At 57.2% G+C, this 17,104-nt stretch carries 18 protein-coding genes; 8 read left to right on the forward strand and 10 right to left on the reverse strand.

What is annotated here, in order from left to right; genetic code table 11:
- Positions 1-47: 47 nt before the first annotated feature.
- A complete protein-coding gene (gene mlrA / locus ACQG1K_RS14635; RefSeq protein WP_022648677.1) occupies positions 48-788 on the forward strand; it encodes an HTH-type transcriptional regulator MlrA in 741 nt (246 codons plus the stop codon).
- A 69-nt stretch (positions 789-857) separates the two neighbouring features.
- A complete protein-coding gene (locus tag ACQG1K_RS14640; RefSeq protein WP_022648678.1) occupies positions 858-971 on the forward strand; it encodes a protein YohO in 114 nt (37 codons plus the stop codon).
- On the opposite strand, the gene ACQG1K_RS14645 is transcribed toward ACQG1K_RS14640, so the two are convergent.
- The 5 genes from ACQG1K_RS14645 to bglX all read right to left on the reverse strand — a co-directional run bounded on the left by ACQG1K_RS14645 (position 946) and on the right by bglX (position 7,131).
- A complete protein-coding gene (locus ACQG1K_RS14645) occupies positions 946-1,683 on the reverse strand; it encodes an ABC transporter permease (RefSeq protein ID WP_022648679.1) in 738 nt (245 codons plus the stop codon). The two genes, ACQG1K_RS14640 and ACQG1K_RS14645, sit on opposite strands and share 26 nt — an antisense overlap.
- A complete protein-coding gene (locus ACQG1K_RS14650; RefSeq protein WP_022648680.1) occupies positions 1,667-2,617 on the reverse strand; it encodes an ABC transporter ATP-binding protein in 951 nt (316 codons plus the stop codon). The genes ACQG1K_RS14645 and ACQG1K_RS14650 overlap by 17 nt, the downstream gene beginning before the upstream one ends.
- The gene (locus tag ACQG1K_RS14655) at positions 2,610-3,767 is read right to left on the reverse strand and encodes an ABC transporter permease (protein ID WP_063199054.1); all 1,158 of its coding nucleotides are present in this window, start codon (positions 3,765-3,767) and stop codon (positions 2,610-2,612) included. The genes ACQG1K_RS14650 and ACQG1K_RS14655 overlap by 8 nt, the downstream gene beginning before the upstream one ends.
- A gap of 12 nt (positions 3,768-3,779) precedes the next feature.
- Entirely contained in the window at positions 3,780-4,697 is a 918-nt protein-coding gene (osmF, locus tag ACQG1K_RS14660) for a glycine betaine ABC transporter substrate-binding protein OsmF (RefSeq protein WP_367076028.1), read from the reverse strand.
- Between the two features lie 136 nt (positions 4,698-4,833).
- Positions 4,834-7,131, reverse strand: coding sequence for a beta-glucosidase BglX (gene bglX / locus ACQG1K_RS14665; protein ID WP_426720822.1), 2,298 nt, complete (start codon positions 7,129-7,131; stop codon positions 4,834-4,836).
- Between the two features lie 189 nt (positions 7,132-7,320).
- On the opposite strand from bglX, the gene dld reads away from it, so the two are divergent.
- Both dld and ACQG1K_RS14675 read left to right on the forward strand, forming a co-directional pair.
- Positions 7,321-9,087, forward strand: a complete 1,767-nt coding sequence (gene dld, locus ACQG1K_RS14670) for a D-lactate dehydrogenase (RefSeq protein WP_426720821.1) — start codon at positions 7,321-7,323, stop codon at positions 9,085-9,087.
- Entirely contained in the window at positions 9,056-9,610 is a 555-nt protein-coding gene (locus ACQG1K_RS14675; protein WP_022648685.1) for a GNAT family N-acetyltransferase, read from the forward strand. Before dld ends, ACQG1K_RS14675 begins: the two co-directional genes overlap by 32 nt.
- Positions 9,611-9,715: 105 nt before the next feature.
- Here ACQG1K_RS14675 and pbpG read toward each other — a convergent pair whose 3' ends face one another.
- Positions 9,716-10,639 (reverse strand): D-alanyl-D-alanine endopeptidase, encoded by a 924-nt coding sequence (gene pbpG / locus ACQG1K_RS14680; RefSeq protein WP_006811291.1) that lies wholly within the window; start codon positions 10,637-10,639, stop codon positions 9,716-9,718.
- A gap of 167 nt (positions 10,640-10,806) precedes the next feature.
- Positions 10,807-11,394 (reverse strand): Yip1 family protein, encoded by a 588-nt coding sequence (locus ACQG1K_RS14685; RefSeq protein WP_003859296.1) that lies wholly within the window; start codon positions 11,392-11,394, stop codon positions 10,807-10,809.
- Positions 11,395-11,551: 157 nt separating this feature from the next.
- On the opposite strand from ACQG1K_RS14685, the gene ACQG1K_RS14690 reads away from it, so the two are divergent.
- Complete coding sequence (locus tag ACQG1K_RS14690) at positions 11,552-12,124, forward strand: DedA family protein (RefSeq protein ID WP_367076033.1); 573 nt, start codon at positions 11,552-11,554, stop codon at positions 12,122-12,124.
- A 101-nt stretch (positions 12,125-12,225) separates the two neighbouring features.
- On the opposite strand, the gene ACQG1K_RS14695 is transcribed toward ACQG1K_RS14690, so the two are convergent.
- Both ACQG1K_RS14695 and mdtQ read right to left on the reverse strand, forming a co-directional pair.
- A complete protein-coding gene (locus tag ACQG1K_RS14695) occupies positions 12,226-12,990 on the reverse strand; it encodes an SDR family oxidoreductase (protein WP_022648687.1) in 765 nt (254 codons plus the stop codon).
- Between the two features lie 50 nt (positions 12,991-13,040).
- Positions 13,041-14,459, reverse strand: a complete 1,419-nt coding sequence (gene mdtQ, locus ACQG1K_RS14700; RefSeq protein WP_336196141.1) for a multidrug resistance outer membrane protein MdtQ — start codon at positions 14,457-14,459, stop codon at positions 13,041-13,043.
- A 205-nt stretch (positions 14,460-14,664) separates the two neighbouring features.
- On the opposite strand from mdtQ, the gene yohP reads away from it, so the two are divergent.
- Positions 14,665-14,748 (forward strand): small membrane protein YohP, encoded by an 84-nt coding sequence (gene yohP / locus ACQG1K_RS14705; RefSeq protein WP_000698460.1) that lies wholly within the window; start codon positions 14,665-14,667, stop codon positions 14,746-14,748.
- 45 nt (positions 14,749-14,793) lie between these two features.
- On the opposite strand, the gene dusC is transcribed toward yohP, so the two are convergent.
- Positions 14,794-15,729: a tRNA dihydrouridine(16) synthase DusC gene (dusC, locus tag ACQG1K_RS14710; RefSeq protein WP_023306604.1), complete on the reverse strand. Its 936-nt coding sequence runs from the start codon at positions 15,727-15,729 to the stop codon at positions 14,794-14,796.
- Positions 15,730-15,897: 168 nt separating this feature from the next.
- Here dusC and ACQG1K_RS14715 point away from each other — a divergent pair, with 168 nt between their 5' ends.
- Positions 15,898-16,293: a CidA/LrgA family protein gene (locus ACQG1K_RS14715; RefSeq protein WP_022648690.1), complete on the forward strand. Its 396-nt coding sequence runs from the start codon at positions 15,898-15,900 to the stop codon at positions 16,291-16,293.
- The gene (locus ACQG1K_RS14720) at positions 16,290-16,985 is read left to right on the forward strand and encodes a CidB/LrgB family autolysis modulator (RefSeq protein ID WP_022648691.1); all 696 of its coding nucleotides are present in this window, start codon (positions 16,290-16,292) and stop codon (positions 16,983-16,985) included. Before ACQG1K_RS14715 ends, ACQG1K_RS14720 begins: the two co-directional genes overlap by 4 nt.
- Positions 16,986-17,104 lie beyond the last annotated feature (119 nt).

Genomic DNA, 17,104 nt, shown 5'->3' on the forward strand with positions numbered 1-17,104 from the left:
AAGTGGGTCTACAGTTAAGCTGGGGACGCGCAAGCCTGGGGGCGAAAATGGCGCTTTACACGATAGGTGAAGTGGCACTCCTGTGTGATATCAATCCCGTTACGCTACGGGCGTGGCAGCGACGGTATGGATTGCTTAAGCCGCAAAGAACGGACGGCGGGCACCGCCTGTTTAACGATGCGGATATTGACCGGATACGCGAGATCAAAAGCTGGATCGACAATGGCGTACAGGTAGGCAAGGTGAAGTCGCTTCTGAGCCAGGACGATCCTGATACGCAGCATCTCTGGCGCGAGCAGCAGGAAACGCTGCTGAGGCTGTTGCAGACCGGCAATTTGCAGCGTCTGCGCGGCTGGATCAAAGAACAGGGTCGAGACTACCCCGCGCAAACCCTGATCACCCATCTTTTTATTCCCCTACGGCGTCGGCTTCAGTGTCAGCAAACCACCTTACAGGCACTGCTCAGTATGCTTGATGGCGTGCTGATTAACTATATTTCCGTCTGTCTTGCCTCAGCGCGGAATAAAAACAGCAAAGATGCGCTGGTGATCGGCTGGAACGTCCACGATACCACCCGGCTGTGGCTCGAAGCCTGGATTGCCACCCAGCAGGGCTGGCGCGTTGACGTGCTTGCACACTCCCTGGCACAGCTCAGGCCGGAACTGTTTGAGGGGCAGACGCTGCTGGTCTGGTGCGGCGAAGTCCCCTCCGCTTCCCAGCAGCAGCTCCTGACGGAATGGCGCGAACATGGTTATCCCGTTTACTCGCTGGGGCCAAATGCGTTGTAACGGCATTTAATGGTTCATTAACAGCTGCGCTTCACCGTATAATTGTTCCGTTAACAACAGGAGCACATGATGAAGGCAACGAAACTGGCCGTAATTACCCTTTTTGCACTGATGGCCGTCAGCGGTATCGGTGGCGTTATGCTTGCAGGTTACTCGTTTATTGTTCGCGGCGGTGTTGGCTGAGGTATCCGGCCAGGCGTTCAAACAGGCGATCCACCACAATCGCCGCCAGCGCAACCAGAACCGCCCCCTGAATAATATAGGCCGTGTTAAACCCGCTTAACCCGATAATGATCGGCGTCCCCAGCGTATTGACCCCGACCGTCGATGCGATGGTTGCCGTACCAATGTTGATGATCACGGACGTCCGCACACCGGCAATAATCACCGGTGCGGCCAGCGGCAGTTCAACCTTCAGTAGCCGCTGCCAGGCGCTCATTCCCATCCCTTCCGCTACGCTCAGCACCGATGCAGGCACCGCCGCAATGCCCGCCAGCGTCCCTTGCAGAATGGGCAACACGCCGTACAAGATCAGCGCAATGATGGCAGGCTCCTGCCCAAAACCGATCGCCGGCACGGCAATCGCCAGCACGGCCACCGGCGGGAAGGTCTGCCCCGTTGCGGCGATGGTCTCCACCAGCGGACGGAACTCCCTGCCCGCAGGCCGCGTCACCGCAATACCGGCACCTGTGCCCAGCACGATGGCAATCACGCTTGACGCCGCTACCAGCCAGAAGTGCGCCAGGGTGAGATTAACAAAGCTCTCCTGCTGGTACACCGGGCGCGGCAGCCCGGGAATAAGCGCATTAAACAGCGCCGCGCTGTGCGGCATCAGGTAGAGTAAGGCGATAAACAGCCCTGTCAGCCAGAGTAACGGATCACGGACCCACTTCACGCGTCACCTCCCCCGCCAGCAGATCGCGAAAATGGATCGTCCCGCATGGTGTCCCCTGCCCGTCCGCAACGGGTAACACCTCACACTGCCGGGCGACAAACGCCGAAAGGGCATCGCGCAGGCTCATCCCGTCATGCAGCGGTTCACCACCGATTTGCGCATCCTGCGGACGCAGATAGTCCCTGACGGTGCGCAGCGAGAGCAGCCTGACACCCAGCTCGCTGCGGCCAAAGAACTCACGCACAAAATCGTTTGCCGGCGACGTTAACAGCTCAAGCGGCGTACCCTGCTGGACGACTTCGCCGTGATCCATCAGTACCAGACGATCGGCCAGCCGCAGTGCTTCGTCGATATCATGCGTCACCAGCACGATAGTGCGCCCGAGAATACGGTGGATGCGGCTCATCTCGGCCTGAAGTGCGCCGCGGGTGACCGGATCCAGCGCGCCGAAGGGCTCATCCATCAGCAGTACCTGCGGGTTAGCGGCCAGCGCGCGCGCCACCCCGACCCGCTGCTGTTGTCCGCCGGAAAGCTGGTGCGGGTAGCGGTCGCGAAGCGACGCGTCCAGGCCCAGCAGCGCCATCAACTCGTCGACACGCTCATTGATCTTCCCCCGGGACCATTTTTCCAGCTGTGGCACGGTGGCAATGTTCTGCGCCACCGTCCAGTGGGGAAACAGGCCGATGGACTGAATGGCGTAGCCCATACGCCGCCGCAGCTCCAGCACCGGCAGGCTGCGGATCTCCTCTCCGGCAAAGCGAATCGTCCCGCTGTCGTGCTCCACCAGCCGATTGATCATCTTCAGCGTCGTCGATTTTCCCGACCCCGACGTCCCGATCAATACCGAGAACGCCCCCTCGGCAAAATGCAGATTGAGATGGCTTGCCGCCGGACGGCCCGCAAAGGTTTTACTCACATCATGAAATTCAATCATTGGCTCTTCTCCTGAGCAGCGCGAGCCACAGGGCAAACAGGGCATCCAGAACGACCGCCAGCGCAATCGTGGGCACAACGCCCAGCAACACCAGATCCAGCGCGCTGCTGAGCAGCCCCTGGAACACCAGCGCCCCAAAGCCGCCCGCCCCGATCAGCGCGGCAATCACCGCCATCCCCACGGTTTGCACCGTCACCACCCGCAGGCTGCGAACCAGCAGCGGAAGCGCAAGCGGCAGCTGTATTTTCCAGAAACACTGGCGCGCACTCATCCCCATCGCATGGGCGCTTTCCAGCACGTCGGGCGGAACCTGGCTTAACCCCGCCACCACGCCGCGCACCAGTGGCAGCAGCGCATACAACACAAGGGCAATCAGCGCCGGGGTCAGCCCGGTTCCGGCAATGCCTGCCGCGGCCAACGCAGGGAAGGATTTAACCAGACCGGCGAGGGGGGCAATCAGCAGGCCAAACAGGGCAACGGAGGGGATGGTCTGAATAACGTTGAGCACGGTAAAGACGGCACCCTGGCGGCTGGGATGTCGGTAGCACCACATGCCCAGCGGCACGCCCAGCAGCAGCGCCGGGACCAGCGTCCCGAACAGGATCGTCAGATGTTGCGCCAGCGCGTTGTCAAACACCTCCTGGCGGTTGACGTACTCTTTTAACAGCGAGAGTTGATTCAGATCGCCGCTGAAGAGGATCAGCAGGGGGATAACCCAGAATTGCGCGTTCAGCAGCCAGCGCCACACAGGTATCGGCGTCAGGCGGCGAATGGCATCGCTACAGGCCAGCAGGCAGAGTGCCAGCCACAGCCACAGGCCGCTGCCAATCGACGTGCGCGCCAGCGGGCTTTCAACCGAGGCCATCTGCGTCGCCGCCTGTCCCGCGCTCCAGAACAGTACGATAAACAGCGCTTCGCTGAGCAGAAGCGTCAGCCACAGCGCGGTTCGCCCCGGCCAGAAGGCTAAGACTACGGTACTCGCCAGCGCCGCGCCCAGCAGCAGCGGCGTAAATGCCCAGATCTGCCACAGCGCGCGCGGTTCGCCCGACACCAGACGGTTTGGCGCGACATTCACAAAAGGTAACGCGACCGCCACGATGGCCATACAGACCAACAGCAGCAGGATGCGGTTATGACATTTTATTGGCACAGCCTTATCCCGTTACTTCACAAGCCCTTGTTGTTTCAGGAAGTCGGCAGCCACTTTTTTGGCATCCAGCCCCTCTACGGCAATGCTGGCATTCAGCTGTTGCAGCGTTTTCGCATCCAGTTTTTCAAACACCGGTTTGAGCCAATCGTCGATATCCGGGTAGGCTTTCAGCACCGCCTCGCGCACGACCGGGGTTGGGGCGTAAATTGGCTGAACGCCTTTCGGGTCGGTCAGGGTTTGCAGACCAAGCGCCGCGACCGGGCCGTCGGTGCCGTAAGCCATCGCCGCGTTGACGCCGGAGGTTTTCTGCGCCGCCGCCTTAATGGTCACCGCCGTGTCGCCGCCCGCCAGAGAGAGTAGCTGTGCCTGATCGAGCTTGAAATCATAAGCTTTTTCAAACGCTGGCAGGGCATCAGCGCGCTCGATAAACTCTGCCGAGGCCGCGAGCTTAAACTCGCCCTTCTCTTTCAGGTAGCGGCTGAGATCGTCAAGCGAGGTGAGCTTGCCTTTCTCGGCGATATCTTTGCGCACCGCGATGGTCCAGGTGTTGTTGGCCGGTGCCGGTGTAAGCCAGACCAGCTTATTTTTTTCCGCGTCCAGCTTTTTGACTTTTTCGTACCCGGCTTTGGCATTTTTCCAGGCCGGATCGTTTTCATCCTTGAAGAAGAATGCCCCGTTGCCGGTGTATTCCGGGTAGATATCCAGCTCGCCGGAAGTGATAGCACCGCGCACGACAGGCGTGGTGCCAAGCTGCACTTTATTGACCGTTTTCACGCCGTGGCTTTCGAGCACCTGCAAAATGATATTGCCGAGCAACGCGCCCTCGGTATCAATTTTGGAACCCACCTTAACCGGCTCTGCGGCCTGTAACGGCAGGCTCAGCGCCGCCAGAAGCACCGCCGGCCCTGTAATCCCCTTAATAATCGTCATTCTGCTTTCCTCATTATTTTGTGGCCTTTTTCATAGGCTTGAGAGAAAAGCGTAGCTTAAAACAGTGAATTTAACCGTTTTTCGTACCAGATGAGAGGCATCCCCCGCCAGGCGGGGGATGGGGAGGAAGGTAAGATTATTGCAGTTCGAACTCGGCTTTGTTCACGCGGGCGGAATCCACGCCGATGAAGACGTTGAATTTGCCAGGCTCGGCATCGTATTTCATCTGCTGATTCCAGAACTTCAGCGCATTTACGTCAATCGGGAAGCTGACCGTTTTGGTTTCGCCCGGTTTCAGGTTGACCTTCTCGAATCCGCGCAGCTGTTTCACCGGACGGCTCATGGAGGCCGTGACATCCTGAACGTACATCTGGATCACCGTCGCGCCTTCGCGTTTGCCGCTGTTGGTCACTTCCACGCTGGCGGTCACTGTGCCGTCACGCTTCAGGGTCGGCGCCGACATTTTCACGTCAGAGACCTTAAACGTGGTGTAGCTCAGGCCATAGCCAAACGGATAGAGCGGGCCGTTAGCCTCGTCGAAGTAACGGGACGTGTACTTGTTCGGCTTGTCGGCGTTGTACGGACGACCGGTATTCAGGTGGCTGTAGTAAACCGGGATCTGCCCGACGGAGCGCGGGAAGGACATCGGCAGCTTGCCGGACGGGTTGTAATCGCCAAACAGCACGTCGGCAATGGCGTTACCGCCTTCGGTACCGGCGAACCAGGTTTCCAGAATGGCGTCAGCCTGCTGGTCTTCTTTCACCAGCGCCAGCGGACGCCCGTTCATCAGCACCAGCACCAGCGGCTTGCCGGTGGCTTTCAGGGCCGCGATCAGGTCACGCTGGCTTTGCGGGATAGTGATGTCGGTCCGGCTGGAGGCTTCGTGCGCCATCCCCTGCGCTTCACCTACCACGGCGACCACCACGTCGGACTGCTTCGCGCCGTTAACCGCTTCGTCGATCATCTCTTTCGGCGTGCGTGGATCCACCTTCACCGCTTCCTCATACTGGTTGAGGAAGGTCACGATGTCTTTATCGTCGGTGACGTTTGCGCCTTTGGCGTAAACCACTTTTGCATTATCACCCACAGCGCTCTTAATGCCTGTCAGCACGGTAACGGACTGATCCGCCACGCCTGCGGCGGACCAGCTGCCCATGACGTCACGCTTGCTGTCGGCCAGCGGACCGACCACGGCAATGGTGCCGGATTTTTTCAGCGGCAGCGTGTCGAGACGGTTTTTCAGCAGCACCAGGCTTTCGCGCGCCACTTCGCGGGCTTCTTTGCGGTGCAGGCGGCTTTCAACATTGGTGTCCGCCGGATCAGACTCCTTCGGCCCCAGATGGCTGTAAGGATCGTTAAACAGCCCCATGTCATATTTCACGTTCAGCACGTGGCGAGCGGCATCGTCCAGCTCCGCCATCGTCACCTTGCCGCTCTTCACCAGCCCCGGCAGGTATTTGCTGTAGTATTCGTCGCTCATGCTCATGTTGATGCCGGACTTGAGTGCCACGCGTACCGCATCTTCCGGGTCAGACGCTGTGCCGTGCTTGATCAGCTCTTTAATCGCCCCGTGATCCGAAACGGTGATGCCCTTGAAGCCCCACTGGTCGCGCAGCACATCTTTCAGCAGCCACGAATCGGAGGTGGCAGGCGTGCCGTTGAGAGAGTTCAACGCCACCATCACCGCGCCGCTGCCCGCGTCCAGCCCCGCTTTGTACGGCGGCATATAGTCGTTAAACAGGCGCTGCGGGCTCATGTCCACGGTGTTGTACTCTTTGCCGCCTTCCACCGCGCCATAGGCGGCGAAGTGCTTGACGCTGGTCATCACCGAGTAACGATCTGCCGGACTTTTGCCCTGCATCGCTTCCACCATGGTTTTGCCCATCGTGGCGGTTAAATAAGTATCTTCCCCAAAGCCCTCCGAAGCACGGCCCCAGCGCGGATCGCGGGAGACGTCTACCATCGGCGCCCAGGTCATGTTCAGGCCGTCGTCTGCGGCTTCATATGCCGATACGCGCCCGACAGTTTTCACCGCATCGAGGTTAAAGGAGGAGGCTAAGCCGAGGCTAATCGGGAAGACGGTACGCTGGCCGTGCACCACGTCGTAGGCGAAGAACAGGGGAATTTTCAGGCGGCTCAGTTCCATCACCTGATCCTGCATTTTGCGGATATCCTGGCGGGTAACGGTGTTAAAAATGGCTCCTACCTGCCCGTCTTTGATCATCTCGCGAATGGCTTCTTTCGGGTTATCCGGGCCGACGCTGATCAGGCGCAGCTGGCCGATTTTCTCATCGACCGTCATCTTTTTGAGTAAATCCGTGACAAAGGCGTCGCGGGCTTCAGGCGTGAGCGGGTGATTACCAAACAAATCCTCTGCCAGCGCAGGTTGCAGCGCCAGGCTGACGGCGACACCTACATAACATAGCCATTTCATGTTGTTATTCTCTCTCATCAATAACCGCGGGAAGCACCCGGCCAGACCGTGCGAAAAGCGCAGTGTGCCACAAAGCCTGAAAACCTTGCAGGGTTATTCTCTGATTTTTCTCATGAATACCCGACCGCTCAACGGCTAATCGCGCTATGCTTTACAGCGAGAAATTTGCCCCACCACAAGGAGTGGAAGATGTCTTCTGTTCGAACTAACGATAACACTACTTTTATTAACGAACTGTCGCGCCTGGTTGGTCACTCTCACCTGCTTACCGACCCGGCCAAAACCGCCCGCTACCGTAAGGGCTTTCGCTCCGGCCAGGGCGACGCGCTGGCGGTGGTCTTCCCCGGTACGTTGCTCGAACTGTGGCGCGTGCTCAGCGCCTGCGTTGCGGCAGACAAGATTATTTTAATGCAGGCTGCTAACACCGGCCTGACTGAAGGCTCCACGCCGAACGGCAACGATTACGATCGTGACATCGTGATTATCAGCACCCTGCGCCTCGACAAACTGCACCTGCTGGACAAGGGTGAACAGGTACTCGCCTTCCCCGGCACCACGCTCTACTCGCTGGAAAAGGCGCTTAAGCCGCTGGGTCGCGAACCGCACTCGGTGATCGGCTCTTCGTGCATTGGTGCCTCGGTGATCGGCGGGATCTGCAATAACTCCGGCGGCTCGCTGGTGCAGCGCGGCCCGGCTTACACGGAGATGTCGCTGTTTGCCCGTATCGATGAAAACGGCAAGCTGACGCTGGTTAACCATTTGGGGATCGATCTGGGTGTAACGCCAGAGCAGATCCTCAGCAAACTTGACGATGACCGCGTGAAGGACGAAGACGTTCAGCACGATGGCCGTCACGCGCATGACCACGATTACATCACCCGCGTGCGCGATATCAATGCCGATACGCCAGCGCGCTATAACGCCGATCCGGATCGCCTGTTTGAATCCTCCGGCTGCGCGGGCAAGCTGGCCGTTTTTGCGGTGCGCCTCGATACCTTCCCGGCAGAGAAAAAGCAGCAGGTGTTTTACATTGGCACCAATCAGCCGGAGGTGCTGACGGAGATCCGCCGTCATATTCTGGCCGAGTTCACTCACCTGCCGGTGGCGGGCGAGTATATGCACCGGGACATTTATGACATCGCTGAGCGCTACGGCAAAGATACCTTCCTGATGATCGACAAGCTCGGCACCGACAAAATGCCGTTCTTCTTCACCATGAAGGGCCGCACCGACGCGATGCTGGAGAAAGTGTCGCTGTTCAAACCGCACTTCACCGACCGCTTTATGCAGAAACTGGGCAACGCCTTCCCGGCGCATTTACCGGAGCGGATGAAGACCTGGCGCGATAAGTATGAGCACCACCTGCTGCTGAAAATGGCCAGGGACGGAATTGCCGAAGCGCAGAGCTGGCTCACCGAGTTCTTCAAAACTGCCGACGGGGATTTCTTCGCCTGCACGCCGGAAGAAGGCAGCAAAGCCTTCCTGCACCGCTTCGCCGCGGCGGGTGCGGCTATCCGTTATCAGGCTGTGCATTCCGAAGAGGTAGAGGATATTCTGGCGCTGGATATTGCCCTGCGTCGCAACGATACCGAGTGGTTTGAACATCTGCCGCCGGAGATTGACAGCAAGCTGGTGCACAAGCTCTATTACGGCCACTTCATGTGCTATGTCTTCCACCAGGATTACATCGTCAAAAAAGGGGTGGATGCGCATGCGTTGAAAGAGCAAATGCTGGCGTTGCTGCACGAGCGTGGCGCGCAATATCCTGCCGAGCATAACGTGGGGCATTTGTACAAAGCGCCGGAGACGCTTAAACAGTTTTATCGCAAAAATGACCCTACAAACAGTATGAACCCCGGCATTGGTAAGACAACGCGGAAGAAATACTGGAAAGAGAGTGCCGAAACAGAGGAGCGGGCAGAACATGTCGGCTGTAGAGATTTTACCCGAAACTGAAATCGAGGTGCGCGACGCCCTTCCTGACGATGCACATGCCATCTCGGCGATATACGCCTGGCATGTGCTTCATGGCCGTGCGTCCTTCGAGGAAGTTCCCCCCACCGTCGATGAGATGCGTCAGCGGATGAAGAGTGTGACCGACAGCGGTTTACCGTGGCTGGTTGCGCTGTATCGCGGCATTGTCGTCGGCTACTGCTACGCCACGTTTTATCGTCCACGTCAGGCCTACCGGTACACCCTTGAGGAATCCATCTATGTGGATGCCAGCACCACCGGGCGCGGGTTTGGCTCGGCGCTGATGGATGCCCTGATTGCACGGTGTGAGCAAGGTCCCTGGCGGCAGATGATTGCTGTGGTCGGTGACGGAAACAATAATGCGGGATCGCTACGGCTGCATAAAAAACATGGCTTCGAGGTTGTCGGTCAACTGCGCAGCGTAGGGTATAAGAAGGGCGACTGGCGGGATACGTTGATCATGCAGCGTCCACTCAACGATGGTGACTGGACGCTGCCGGAGTAGGCGCTTTCGCCCGGTGGCGCTCCGCTTACCGGGCCTACGTATCGGGGCCGCTTTAGGGCCGTAGGCCGGGTAAGGCGAAGCCGCCACCCGGCACAGACAGGCGACTCAGTCGTTCTGCGCCGTCGCCATCTGTTCCGCTTTCTGCTTTTTATACGCCAGCGCTGAAGCCGGCACCGGCTGCACTTTCCCGGTTTCAATCCAGGTGCGCAGGCGGCTGGCATCCGCAAAGTGGGTATATTTGCCGAAGGCATCCATCACCACCAGCGCCACTGGTTTACCGTTAAACACGGTGCGCATCACCAGGCAGTGCCCTGCCGCATTGGTGAATCCGGTCTTGGTTAACTGAATATTCCAGTTATCGCGATACACCAGATGGTTAGTGTTGCGGAACGGCAGCGTATACGCCGGGTTCGAGAATGTCGCCATCTCCTCACGCGTGGTGCTGAGCTGACCAATCAGCGGGTATTGCTTACTGGCGATCAGCAGCTTGGTTAAATCACGCGCCGTCGAAACGTTATGGATCGACAGACCGGTTGGCTCCACGAAATGGGTATTTTTCATCCCCAGCGCTTTGGCTTTGGCATTCATCGCGCGGATAAACGCGTCGTAACCGCCAGGATAATGGTGGGCAAGGCTCGCCGCCGCGCGGTTCTCTGAGGACATCAGCGCCAACAGCAGCATATTTTTACGGCTGATTTCACTGTTCAGACGCACGCGAGAGTAGATCCCTTTCATCTCTGGCGTGTGGCTGATATCCACTTTTAGCTTTTCGTCCAGCGGCAGTCGTGCATCAAGCACCACCATCGCGGTCATGACTTTGGTTATGGAAGCGATCGGGCGCACCAGATCCGGGTGACTGGCGTAGATCACCTTGTTGGTATTCAGGTCAACGATCATCGCGCTGCCGGACGCAATCTGGGGTTGCGCAGCAGCGGTGGCAACTGCGGGCGTTTTGGCGATGGCTGGCGCGGTAGCGGAGACGCCCAACAGTAGCGCAAGACTAAGGAGTGACACTCGAAATTTCAGCATGATGAGACTTCTGATAATGATTCACGCACGTTATGACGTACACCGCCTGTGTCGACGGATAAACACAGGCTGGCTTCGGCATCATAGCGGTCACCGTGCGTTGTCGCCAGCGGAGAATCATAACCAGATGCTGCATTGCTGGCATTTACGCCAGCAATGCAGGGGACTTAAAAGAGACGGTATCCATAACCCCAAAGAATAACTGTCAGGGCCAGTAGCGCCTCAAGGACCAGCACGCCGATGGCAAGCGTAGAGCTGGAGAAGCTCAGGCCCTCTTCTTTATTGATGTTGAGGAAGGTTGGCACTCCTACATACAGCAGATAACCGGTGTAAAAGAGGGCAACCGTACCGATCAGCGCGCACAGCCAGACCAGTGGATAGAGCGCAACAATACCGCTTAAGAACAGCGGGGTCGCGACGTATCCGGCGAAGACCATACAGTGTGCCAGCGACGGGCGTTGCGGATAGTTGCGCGCCATCCAGTGGATGACCCGCCCCATTACCGCCACCCCGGCCAGCATCAGGCCATAAAACAGAATGGCCAGGTACAGTCCGGTAAACCAGGAAAGCTGAACCACGGTGCCGTCACCAAAGTTCCAGCCTATTTGCGTAGTACCAATAAACGCGCAGACCACCGGCACCGCTGCCATCAGCAGGACGTGGTGGGTGTAGTGATGCGCGACCGTTTCGTTCTCGTTACGGATGACCTGCATTTCACGATCGGGATGGGAGAAAAGTCCCCAGACATGGTTCATAACGCCCCCTTGTTGTCGGCCCGTCAGCGATAGCTAAAGTATAATGCAGGCTTTAGATTATTTTATGTACAGTGGGAAATTTCCGTTGATTACCGCGTGGTTGATGGATGGGGTATATGATTAACGCAGGCACAGTAAGGGAGACAACATTTACTTAATGGATATCAACGGTCTTATTGAACAATATGGATACGCCGCGCTGGTCATCGGCAGCGTGGCAGAGGGTGAAACCATCACGCTGCTGGGCGGAGTGGCCGCACATCAGGGATTGCTGAAATTCCCGCTGGTGGTCGCCGCCGTCGCACTGGGTGGTATGATTGGCGACCAGCTGCTCTACTTTCTGGGTCTGCGCTTTGGTCCGACGCTTTTACAACGTTTTGCTAAGCATCAAAAGAAAATTCGTCGTGCTCAGCGGCTTATCCAGCGGCATCCCTATATGTTTGTGATTGGCACCCGCTTTATGTATGGCTTTCGCATCATTGGGCCAATACTGATTGGCGCGAGCCGCTTACCGCCGAAAATTTTCCTGCCGCTGAACATTATCGGGGCGATTGCCTGGGCGCTGATTTTTACCACGCTTGGCTACGTGGGTGGCGAAGTGATAGGCCCGTGGCTGCATAATCTCGATCAGCATCTTAAACACTGGGCCTGGTTGATCCTGGTTGTTGCGGTGATGATTGGGGTACGGCTGTGGCTCAAGCATCGTGAAAAGCGGCGGGATGAAGAGTGAGTGCGGCCTGCTGCCCCTCACCCTACCCCTCTCCCCAAAGGGGAGAGGGAACTCTATACACCCTCTCCCCTTTGGGGAGAGGGCTGGGGTGAGGGGAATGTTTATTCTGCTGGCTTAAACTGCGGATTCGCCAGCATAAAACCGCCGTCGACGATAAACGACTGCCCGGTGGTGTAGCTGGCGTCGCTGTCACACAGCCACGCCACCAGGCTGGCTATTTCTTTGGTATGCCCTGGCCGTGCCAGCGGGATTTCCGGCATTGAACCTTCTTTCACTTCGCTGTCGTCCATATCATTCATCGGCGTGGCGATCGCACCAGGCGCAACGGCGTTCACCAGAATCTTATGTTTAACCAGCTCCAGCGCCATCGATTTTGTTAACCCGCCCAGGGCATGTTTGGCCGCCGTATAGGCGCTGGCGTCCGGCAATGGTGTATGTTCATGCACCGAGGTGATGTTCACGATCCGCCCCCCTTCTCCCTGCTTCACCATCTGACGCGCCGCGATTTGCGAGCAGAGAAACGCGCCGTCCACGTCAACGGTGAATATGTGCCGCCAGTCGTCAAACGACAGGTCCAGAAATGGCGCTTTGTTCATCGCCCCGGCATTGTTAACCAGCACATCCAGCCGCCCGAAACGCGTAATCAGGGTTTCAATGGCCTTTGCGCCTTCCGGCAAATTGCTTAAGTCGAGCTGGATGGCCTCGGCACGCTGCCCGCGCGCTTCAATTTCACGGCAGGTTGCCAGCGCCCCTTCCTCATCTGAATGCCAGGTCACCCCGATATCAAACCCGCGTTCGGCCAGCATCAGGGCCGTCGTTTTGCCAATTCCTGAATCCGATGCGGTAACAATTGCGACTCGCGTCATACTCACCTCCTGAAAATCTGCAAAGAGGTAAGTATAGATAATGCGCGATTTTAGCTGTGATGATATCCGCCACCCAGCGCGGAGGTGAGCTGGAGCGTAGCATCCACGTACTGACCTTTCAGCATCAACCCGGCAATACGCTCTTTGAGCGCCGGAATTTTTGCTTCACTCACCCGCGAGCCGGCAATGATCCCCGCGCTGAAGCGCGCCTGTGCCAGCGCAACGACGCGCGCCGCATCTTTTTCGATCTGCTGCTGGTGCTGATTTTTGGCGGTCAGGGTTTCCACTTCGCTGGCCGTCCGGGCAACCTGGTTTACGGCGTCCACTACGGCCTTGTTGTAGTTCGCCACGGAGAGGTTGTTTTGCGCCTGGGCGATATCCAGGTTCGCATTCAACCGACCACTGTCAAAAATTGGCAGCGTCAGCCCCGCGGTTACGCCCATTTGCTGAGCAGATGAGCGGAACAGGTCGCTAAGGTGCAACGCATCCTGCTGTAAGAACGCCATCAAATTGATGTCAGGGTAGAACGCGGCTCTGGCGGCATCCACTTCGCTCATGGACGCTTCGATATACCAGTGCGCCTCCTGCAAATCCGGGCGGCGAGCCAGCAGCTCATAACCGAGCGTTGACGGCAGCGACGCCTCTGCGTCAGGTAAGGCCTGCCGGGCGAGCGTGACTGAAGGGGTATTGGTCAATGCATTCAGACGCGCCTCAATGGCCTTCATTTTGCCGTGCACGTCAGCGAGCTGTTCATCGGTTTTGCTGGCATTGATATCTGTTTCAACGCCTTCCACCGAGGAGGTAATGCCGTGCTGATAAAGCTCACGATCGGCACCGATGATATTTTCCTGCTCCCGTTTGATCTGCGCGAGCACGTCACCCACCGCGGCCTCGGTCTGCCAGTCCCAGTACAGCCGCGCGACGCTGCTGGCGAGCAGCTGGCGGGTCTGCTCCAGCTCCGCTTTTTGCGCATTCACTTTACCGATGCGGGCCTCAATTTGGGCGCGGTTTTTACCCCATAAATCCAGATCCCATCCGGCCGTCAGACCAAAGGTGCCGTTGGTGTACCAGGGTCCGGTTGTCCCCGCCGCCGGGTCAGTCAGGGCGAATGGCCCCATCAGCCCCTCTGCCGACATCTTTTGCCGTTCCACATCTGCGGAAAAATCCATTTGTGGACCATCAGCAGCGACAGCGGCTTTCGCCTGTGCTTCTGCCAGGGTGATGCGCTGCCGGGCAATTTGCATATCCGGTGCATCCGCCAGCGCTTTAGCAATCAGCGCGTTAAGCTGAGGGTCATTAAAATCTTTCCACCATTCGTTTTTAGGCCAGTCGGTATGACTTAGTTGGGTATTTACAGCAGCGGCGGCGGCTTGCGTTTTCACTGGAGACACCGTGGCATGTTCCGGCGCGCAGGCGGACAGCATAAAAATAAGGGGAGCACTCAGAGATAAAGTAAGAGAACGTTTCATTACGCCATAAACTCAAAAAAAATAAAGGCGCAACTTACGCTTACTGACGTTCCGTTTTTTAGTAACGCGTGGCAATCCGCATATTGTTATACATTTTCATATCCGGAAATTTATTCCCCAAGCGAATGATTTAATTTCACCTATTCATACCAATTATGAATTGACTGCTACACTTACTGACGACAGACATACGCAGGAGAGGCGAATGAAAATATTATTGTGGGCTATTTTGATTATATTTCTGATAGGGCTGCTGGTGGTAACCGGCGTATTCAAAATGATTTTCTGATACGTTTGCCCGGCTCCGCGCCGGGCAAACGTATTCACACTTCACTCAGTGCTTCGACTGGATCACACGGGCAATATCCGCCGACGTCTGTAGCGTACGGATCTCCTGAAATAATCCCAGCGCGTCGTCGTACTCTTTCCGTAAATAACTCAGCCACTGCTTAATGCGCGCGACGTGATACAACCCGGTATCGCCCTGCTTTTCCAGCCGCGTATATTTTTGCAGGAGTTTCACCACGTCCGCCCACGGCATCCGCGGCTCATTGTATTTCACCACCCGGCTGAGGTTCGGCACGTTCAGCGCACCGCGGCCAATCATCACGGCATTACAGCCGGTCTCTTTGAGGCAGGCCTGCGCGCTCTCATAATCCCAGATTTCGCCGTTAGCAATCACCGGAATAGTAAGCCGTTTGCGGATCTCGCCAATCGCCTGCCAGTTAATGCGCTCGGCTTTATAACCATCCTCTTTGGTTCGCCCGTGCACCACCAGCTCGGTGGCGCCCGCCTGCTGCACCGCGTCGGCAATTTCAAACTGCCTGTCGCCGCTGTCCCATCCCAGACGCACTTTGACCGTCACCGGTAGATGCGATGGCACCGCCTCACGCATGGCCTTTGCGCCGCGATAAATCAATTCCGGATCTTTGAGTAACGTCGCCCCGCCGCCGCTGCCGTTGACCAGCTTTGACGGACAGCCGCAGTTAAGATCGACACCGTACGAGCCAAGCGCTACCGCGCGGGCGGCGTTTTCCGCCAGCCACTCAGGATACTGGCCGAGCAGCTGGACGCGCACCAGCGTACCGGAGGGGGTGCGGCTCTGACGATGCAGTTCCGGACAGAGACGATAAAATGATTTTTCTGGCAGCAACATATCGACCACGCGCAAAAACTCCGTCACGCAGAGATCGTAATCGTTCACCTCGGTAAGCAGCTCGCGCACAAGAGAGTCGAGCACGCCTTCCATCGGGGCCAGTAAAACACGCATTCTGAGTACCTGTGAAAAAAGACGCGCTATAGTAGCTGCTCTCTATGTATGTTGAAAGCCCGGCGTTCCATTCTGGAATGTCTGGTATGCCCAAAATTCATGATGTGATCCGTGGCACATTTTCAGGTTTAATTGTATGATGAATACGTCTCAGCAAGGACTTTCACCATGAGCAAATCACTGAATACTATCTGGCAATACCTTCGCGCCTTCGTCCTGATTTATGCCTGCCTGTACGCCGGCATTTTTATCGCGTCGCTGCTGCCTATTACCATCCCCGGTAGCATTATCGGCATGTTGATCCTGTTTGTGCTGCTGGCATTACAGGTGCTGCCCGCGAAATGGGTCAACCCGGGGTGCTTCGTTCTCATTCGCTATATGGCCCTGCTTTTTGTGCCTATCGGCGTTGGGGTTATGCAGTATTACGATGTGCTTAAGGCGCAGTTTGGCCCGATAGTGGTCTCCTGCGCCATCAGTACGCTGGTGGTTTTCCTGGTCGTCAGCTGGAGCTCACACATTGTGCATGGCGAACGTAAGGTCATTGGGGAGAAAACAAAAAAATGATGGCGAATATCTGGTGGTCCCTGCCGTTAACCCTGGTGGTGTTCTTTGCTGCGCGTAAGCTTGCGGTTCGTTTCAAAATGCCGTTGCTCAACCCGCTGCTGGTCGCCATGGTGGTGATTATTCCTTTTCTGCTGCTCACCGGCATTTCTTATGAACGTTACTTCGCCGGGAGCAAGATCCTCAACGATTTGTTGCAGCCTGCCGTGGTGGCGCTGGCGTTTCCTTTATATGAGCAACTGCATCAGATCCGCGCGCGCTGGAAATCCATCATAACCATCTGCTTTGTGGGTAGCCTTGTTGCGATGATCACCGGTACCTCGGTGGCCTTACTGATGGGCGCATCGCCGCAGATCGCCGCCTCTATCCTGCCTAAATCCGTTACTACGCCGATTGCCATGGCCGTGGGCGGCAGCATCGGCGGCATTCCGGCCATCAGCGCCGTGTGCGTGATCTTCGTCGGTATCCTGGGCGCGGTGTTTGGTCATACGCTGCTGAATATCATGAAAATCCGGACCAAAGCGGCGCGCGGTCTGGCGATGGGTACCGCCTCGCACGCGCTGGGCACCGCACGCTGCGCGGAGCTGGATTATCAGGAAGGGGCATTCAGCTCGCTGGCACTGGTGATCTGCGGGATTATAACCTCCCTGCTCGCGCCGTTTATCTTCCCGATTATTCTGGCAGTAATGGGCTAAAATTTGCGATGCGTCGCGCAAATTTCATTTTCATTTCATAAGTTGCATACATAATGAGATTTGGATCACATATAAAGGCCGTACGGCTCCGTACACTACCGATCCATTAACCTTGATGA

It is taken from the genome of Enterobacter cloacae complex sp. 402C9 (assembly GCF_050030745.1).
Taxonomy (GTDB): Bacteria; Pseudomonadota; Gammaproteobacteria; order Enterobacterales; family Enterobacteriaceae; genus Enterobacter; species Enterobacter intestinihominis.

Bases quoted from the DNA above. Each gene is read 5' to 3' on its own strand.
- mlrA (WP_022648677.1), top strand. From the start codon at position 48: ATGGCGCTTTACACGATAGGTGAAGTGGCACTCCTGTGTGATATCAAT.
- ACQG1K_RS14640 (WP_022648678.1), top strand. From the start codon at position 858: ATGAAGGCAACGAAACTGGCCGTAATTACCCTTTTTGCACTGATGGCC.
- ACQG1K_RS14650 (WP_022648680.1), bottom strand. From the start codon at position 2,617: ATGATTGAATTTCATGATGTGAGTAAAACCTTTGCGGGCCGTCCGGCG.
- osmF (WP_367076028.1), bottom strand. From the start codon at position 4,697: ATGACGATTATTAAGGGGATTACAGGGCCGGCGGTGCTTCTGGCGGCG.
- bglX (WP_426720822.1), bottom strand. From the start codon at position 7,131: ATGAAATGGCTATGTTATGTAGGTGTCGCCGTCAGCCTGGCGCTGCAA.
- dld (WP_426720821.1), top strand. From the start codon at position 7,321: ATGTCTTCTGTTCGAACTAACGATAACACTACTTTTATTAACGAACTG.
- ACQG1K_RS14675 (WP_022648685.1), top strand. From the start codon at position 9,056: ATGTCGGCTGTAGAGATTTTACCCGAAACTGAAATCGAGGTGCGCGAC.
- pbpG (WP_006811291.1), bottom strand. From the start codon at position 10,639: ATGCTGAAATTTCGAGTGTCACTCCTTAGTCTTGCGCTACTGTTGGGC.
- ACQG1K_RS14685 (WP_003859296.1), bottom strand. From the start codon at position 11,394: ATGAACCATGTCTGGGGACTTTTCTCCCATCCCGATCGTGAAATGCAG.
- ACQG1K_RS14690 (WP_367076033.1), top strand. From the start codon at position 11,552: ATGGATATCAACGGTCTTATTGAACAATATGGATACGCCGCGCTGGTC.
- ACQG1K_RS14695 (WP_022648687.1), bottom strand. From the start codon at position 12,990: ATGACGCGAGTCGCAATTGTTACCGCATCGGATTCAGGAATTGGCAAA.
- mdtQ (WP_336196141.1), bottom strand. From the start codon at position 14,459: ATGAAACGTTCTCTTACTTTATCTCTGAGTGCTCCCCTTATTTTTATG.
- yohP (WP_000698460.1), top strand. From the start codon at position 14,665: ATGAAAATATTATTGTGGGCTATTTTGATTATATTTCTGATAGGGCTG.
- dusC (WP_023306604.1), bottom strand. From the start codon at position 15,729: ATGCGTGTTTTACTGGCCCCGATGGAAGGCGTGCTCGACTCTCTTGTG.
- ACQG1K_RS14715 (WP_022648690.1), top strand. From the start codon at position 15,898: ATGAGCAAATCACTGAATACTATCTGGCAATACCTTCGCGCCTTCGTC.
- ACQG1K_RS14720 (WP_022648691.1), top strand. From the start codon at position 16,290: ATGATGGCGAATATCTGGTGGTCCCTGCCGTTAACCCTGGTGGTGTTC.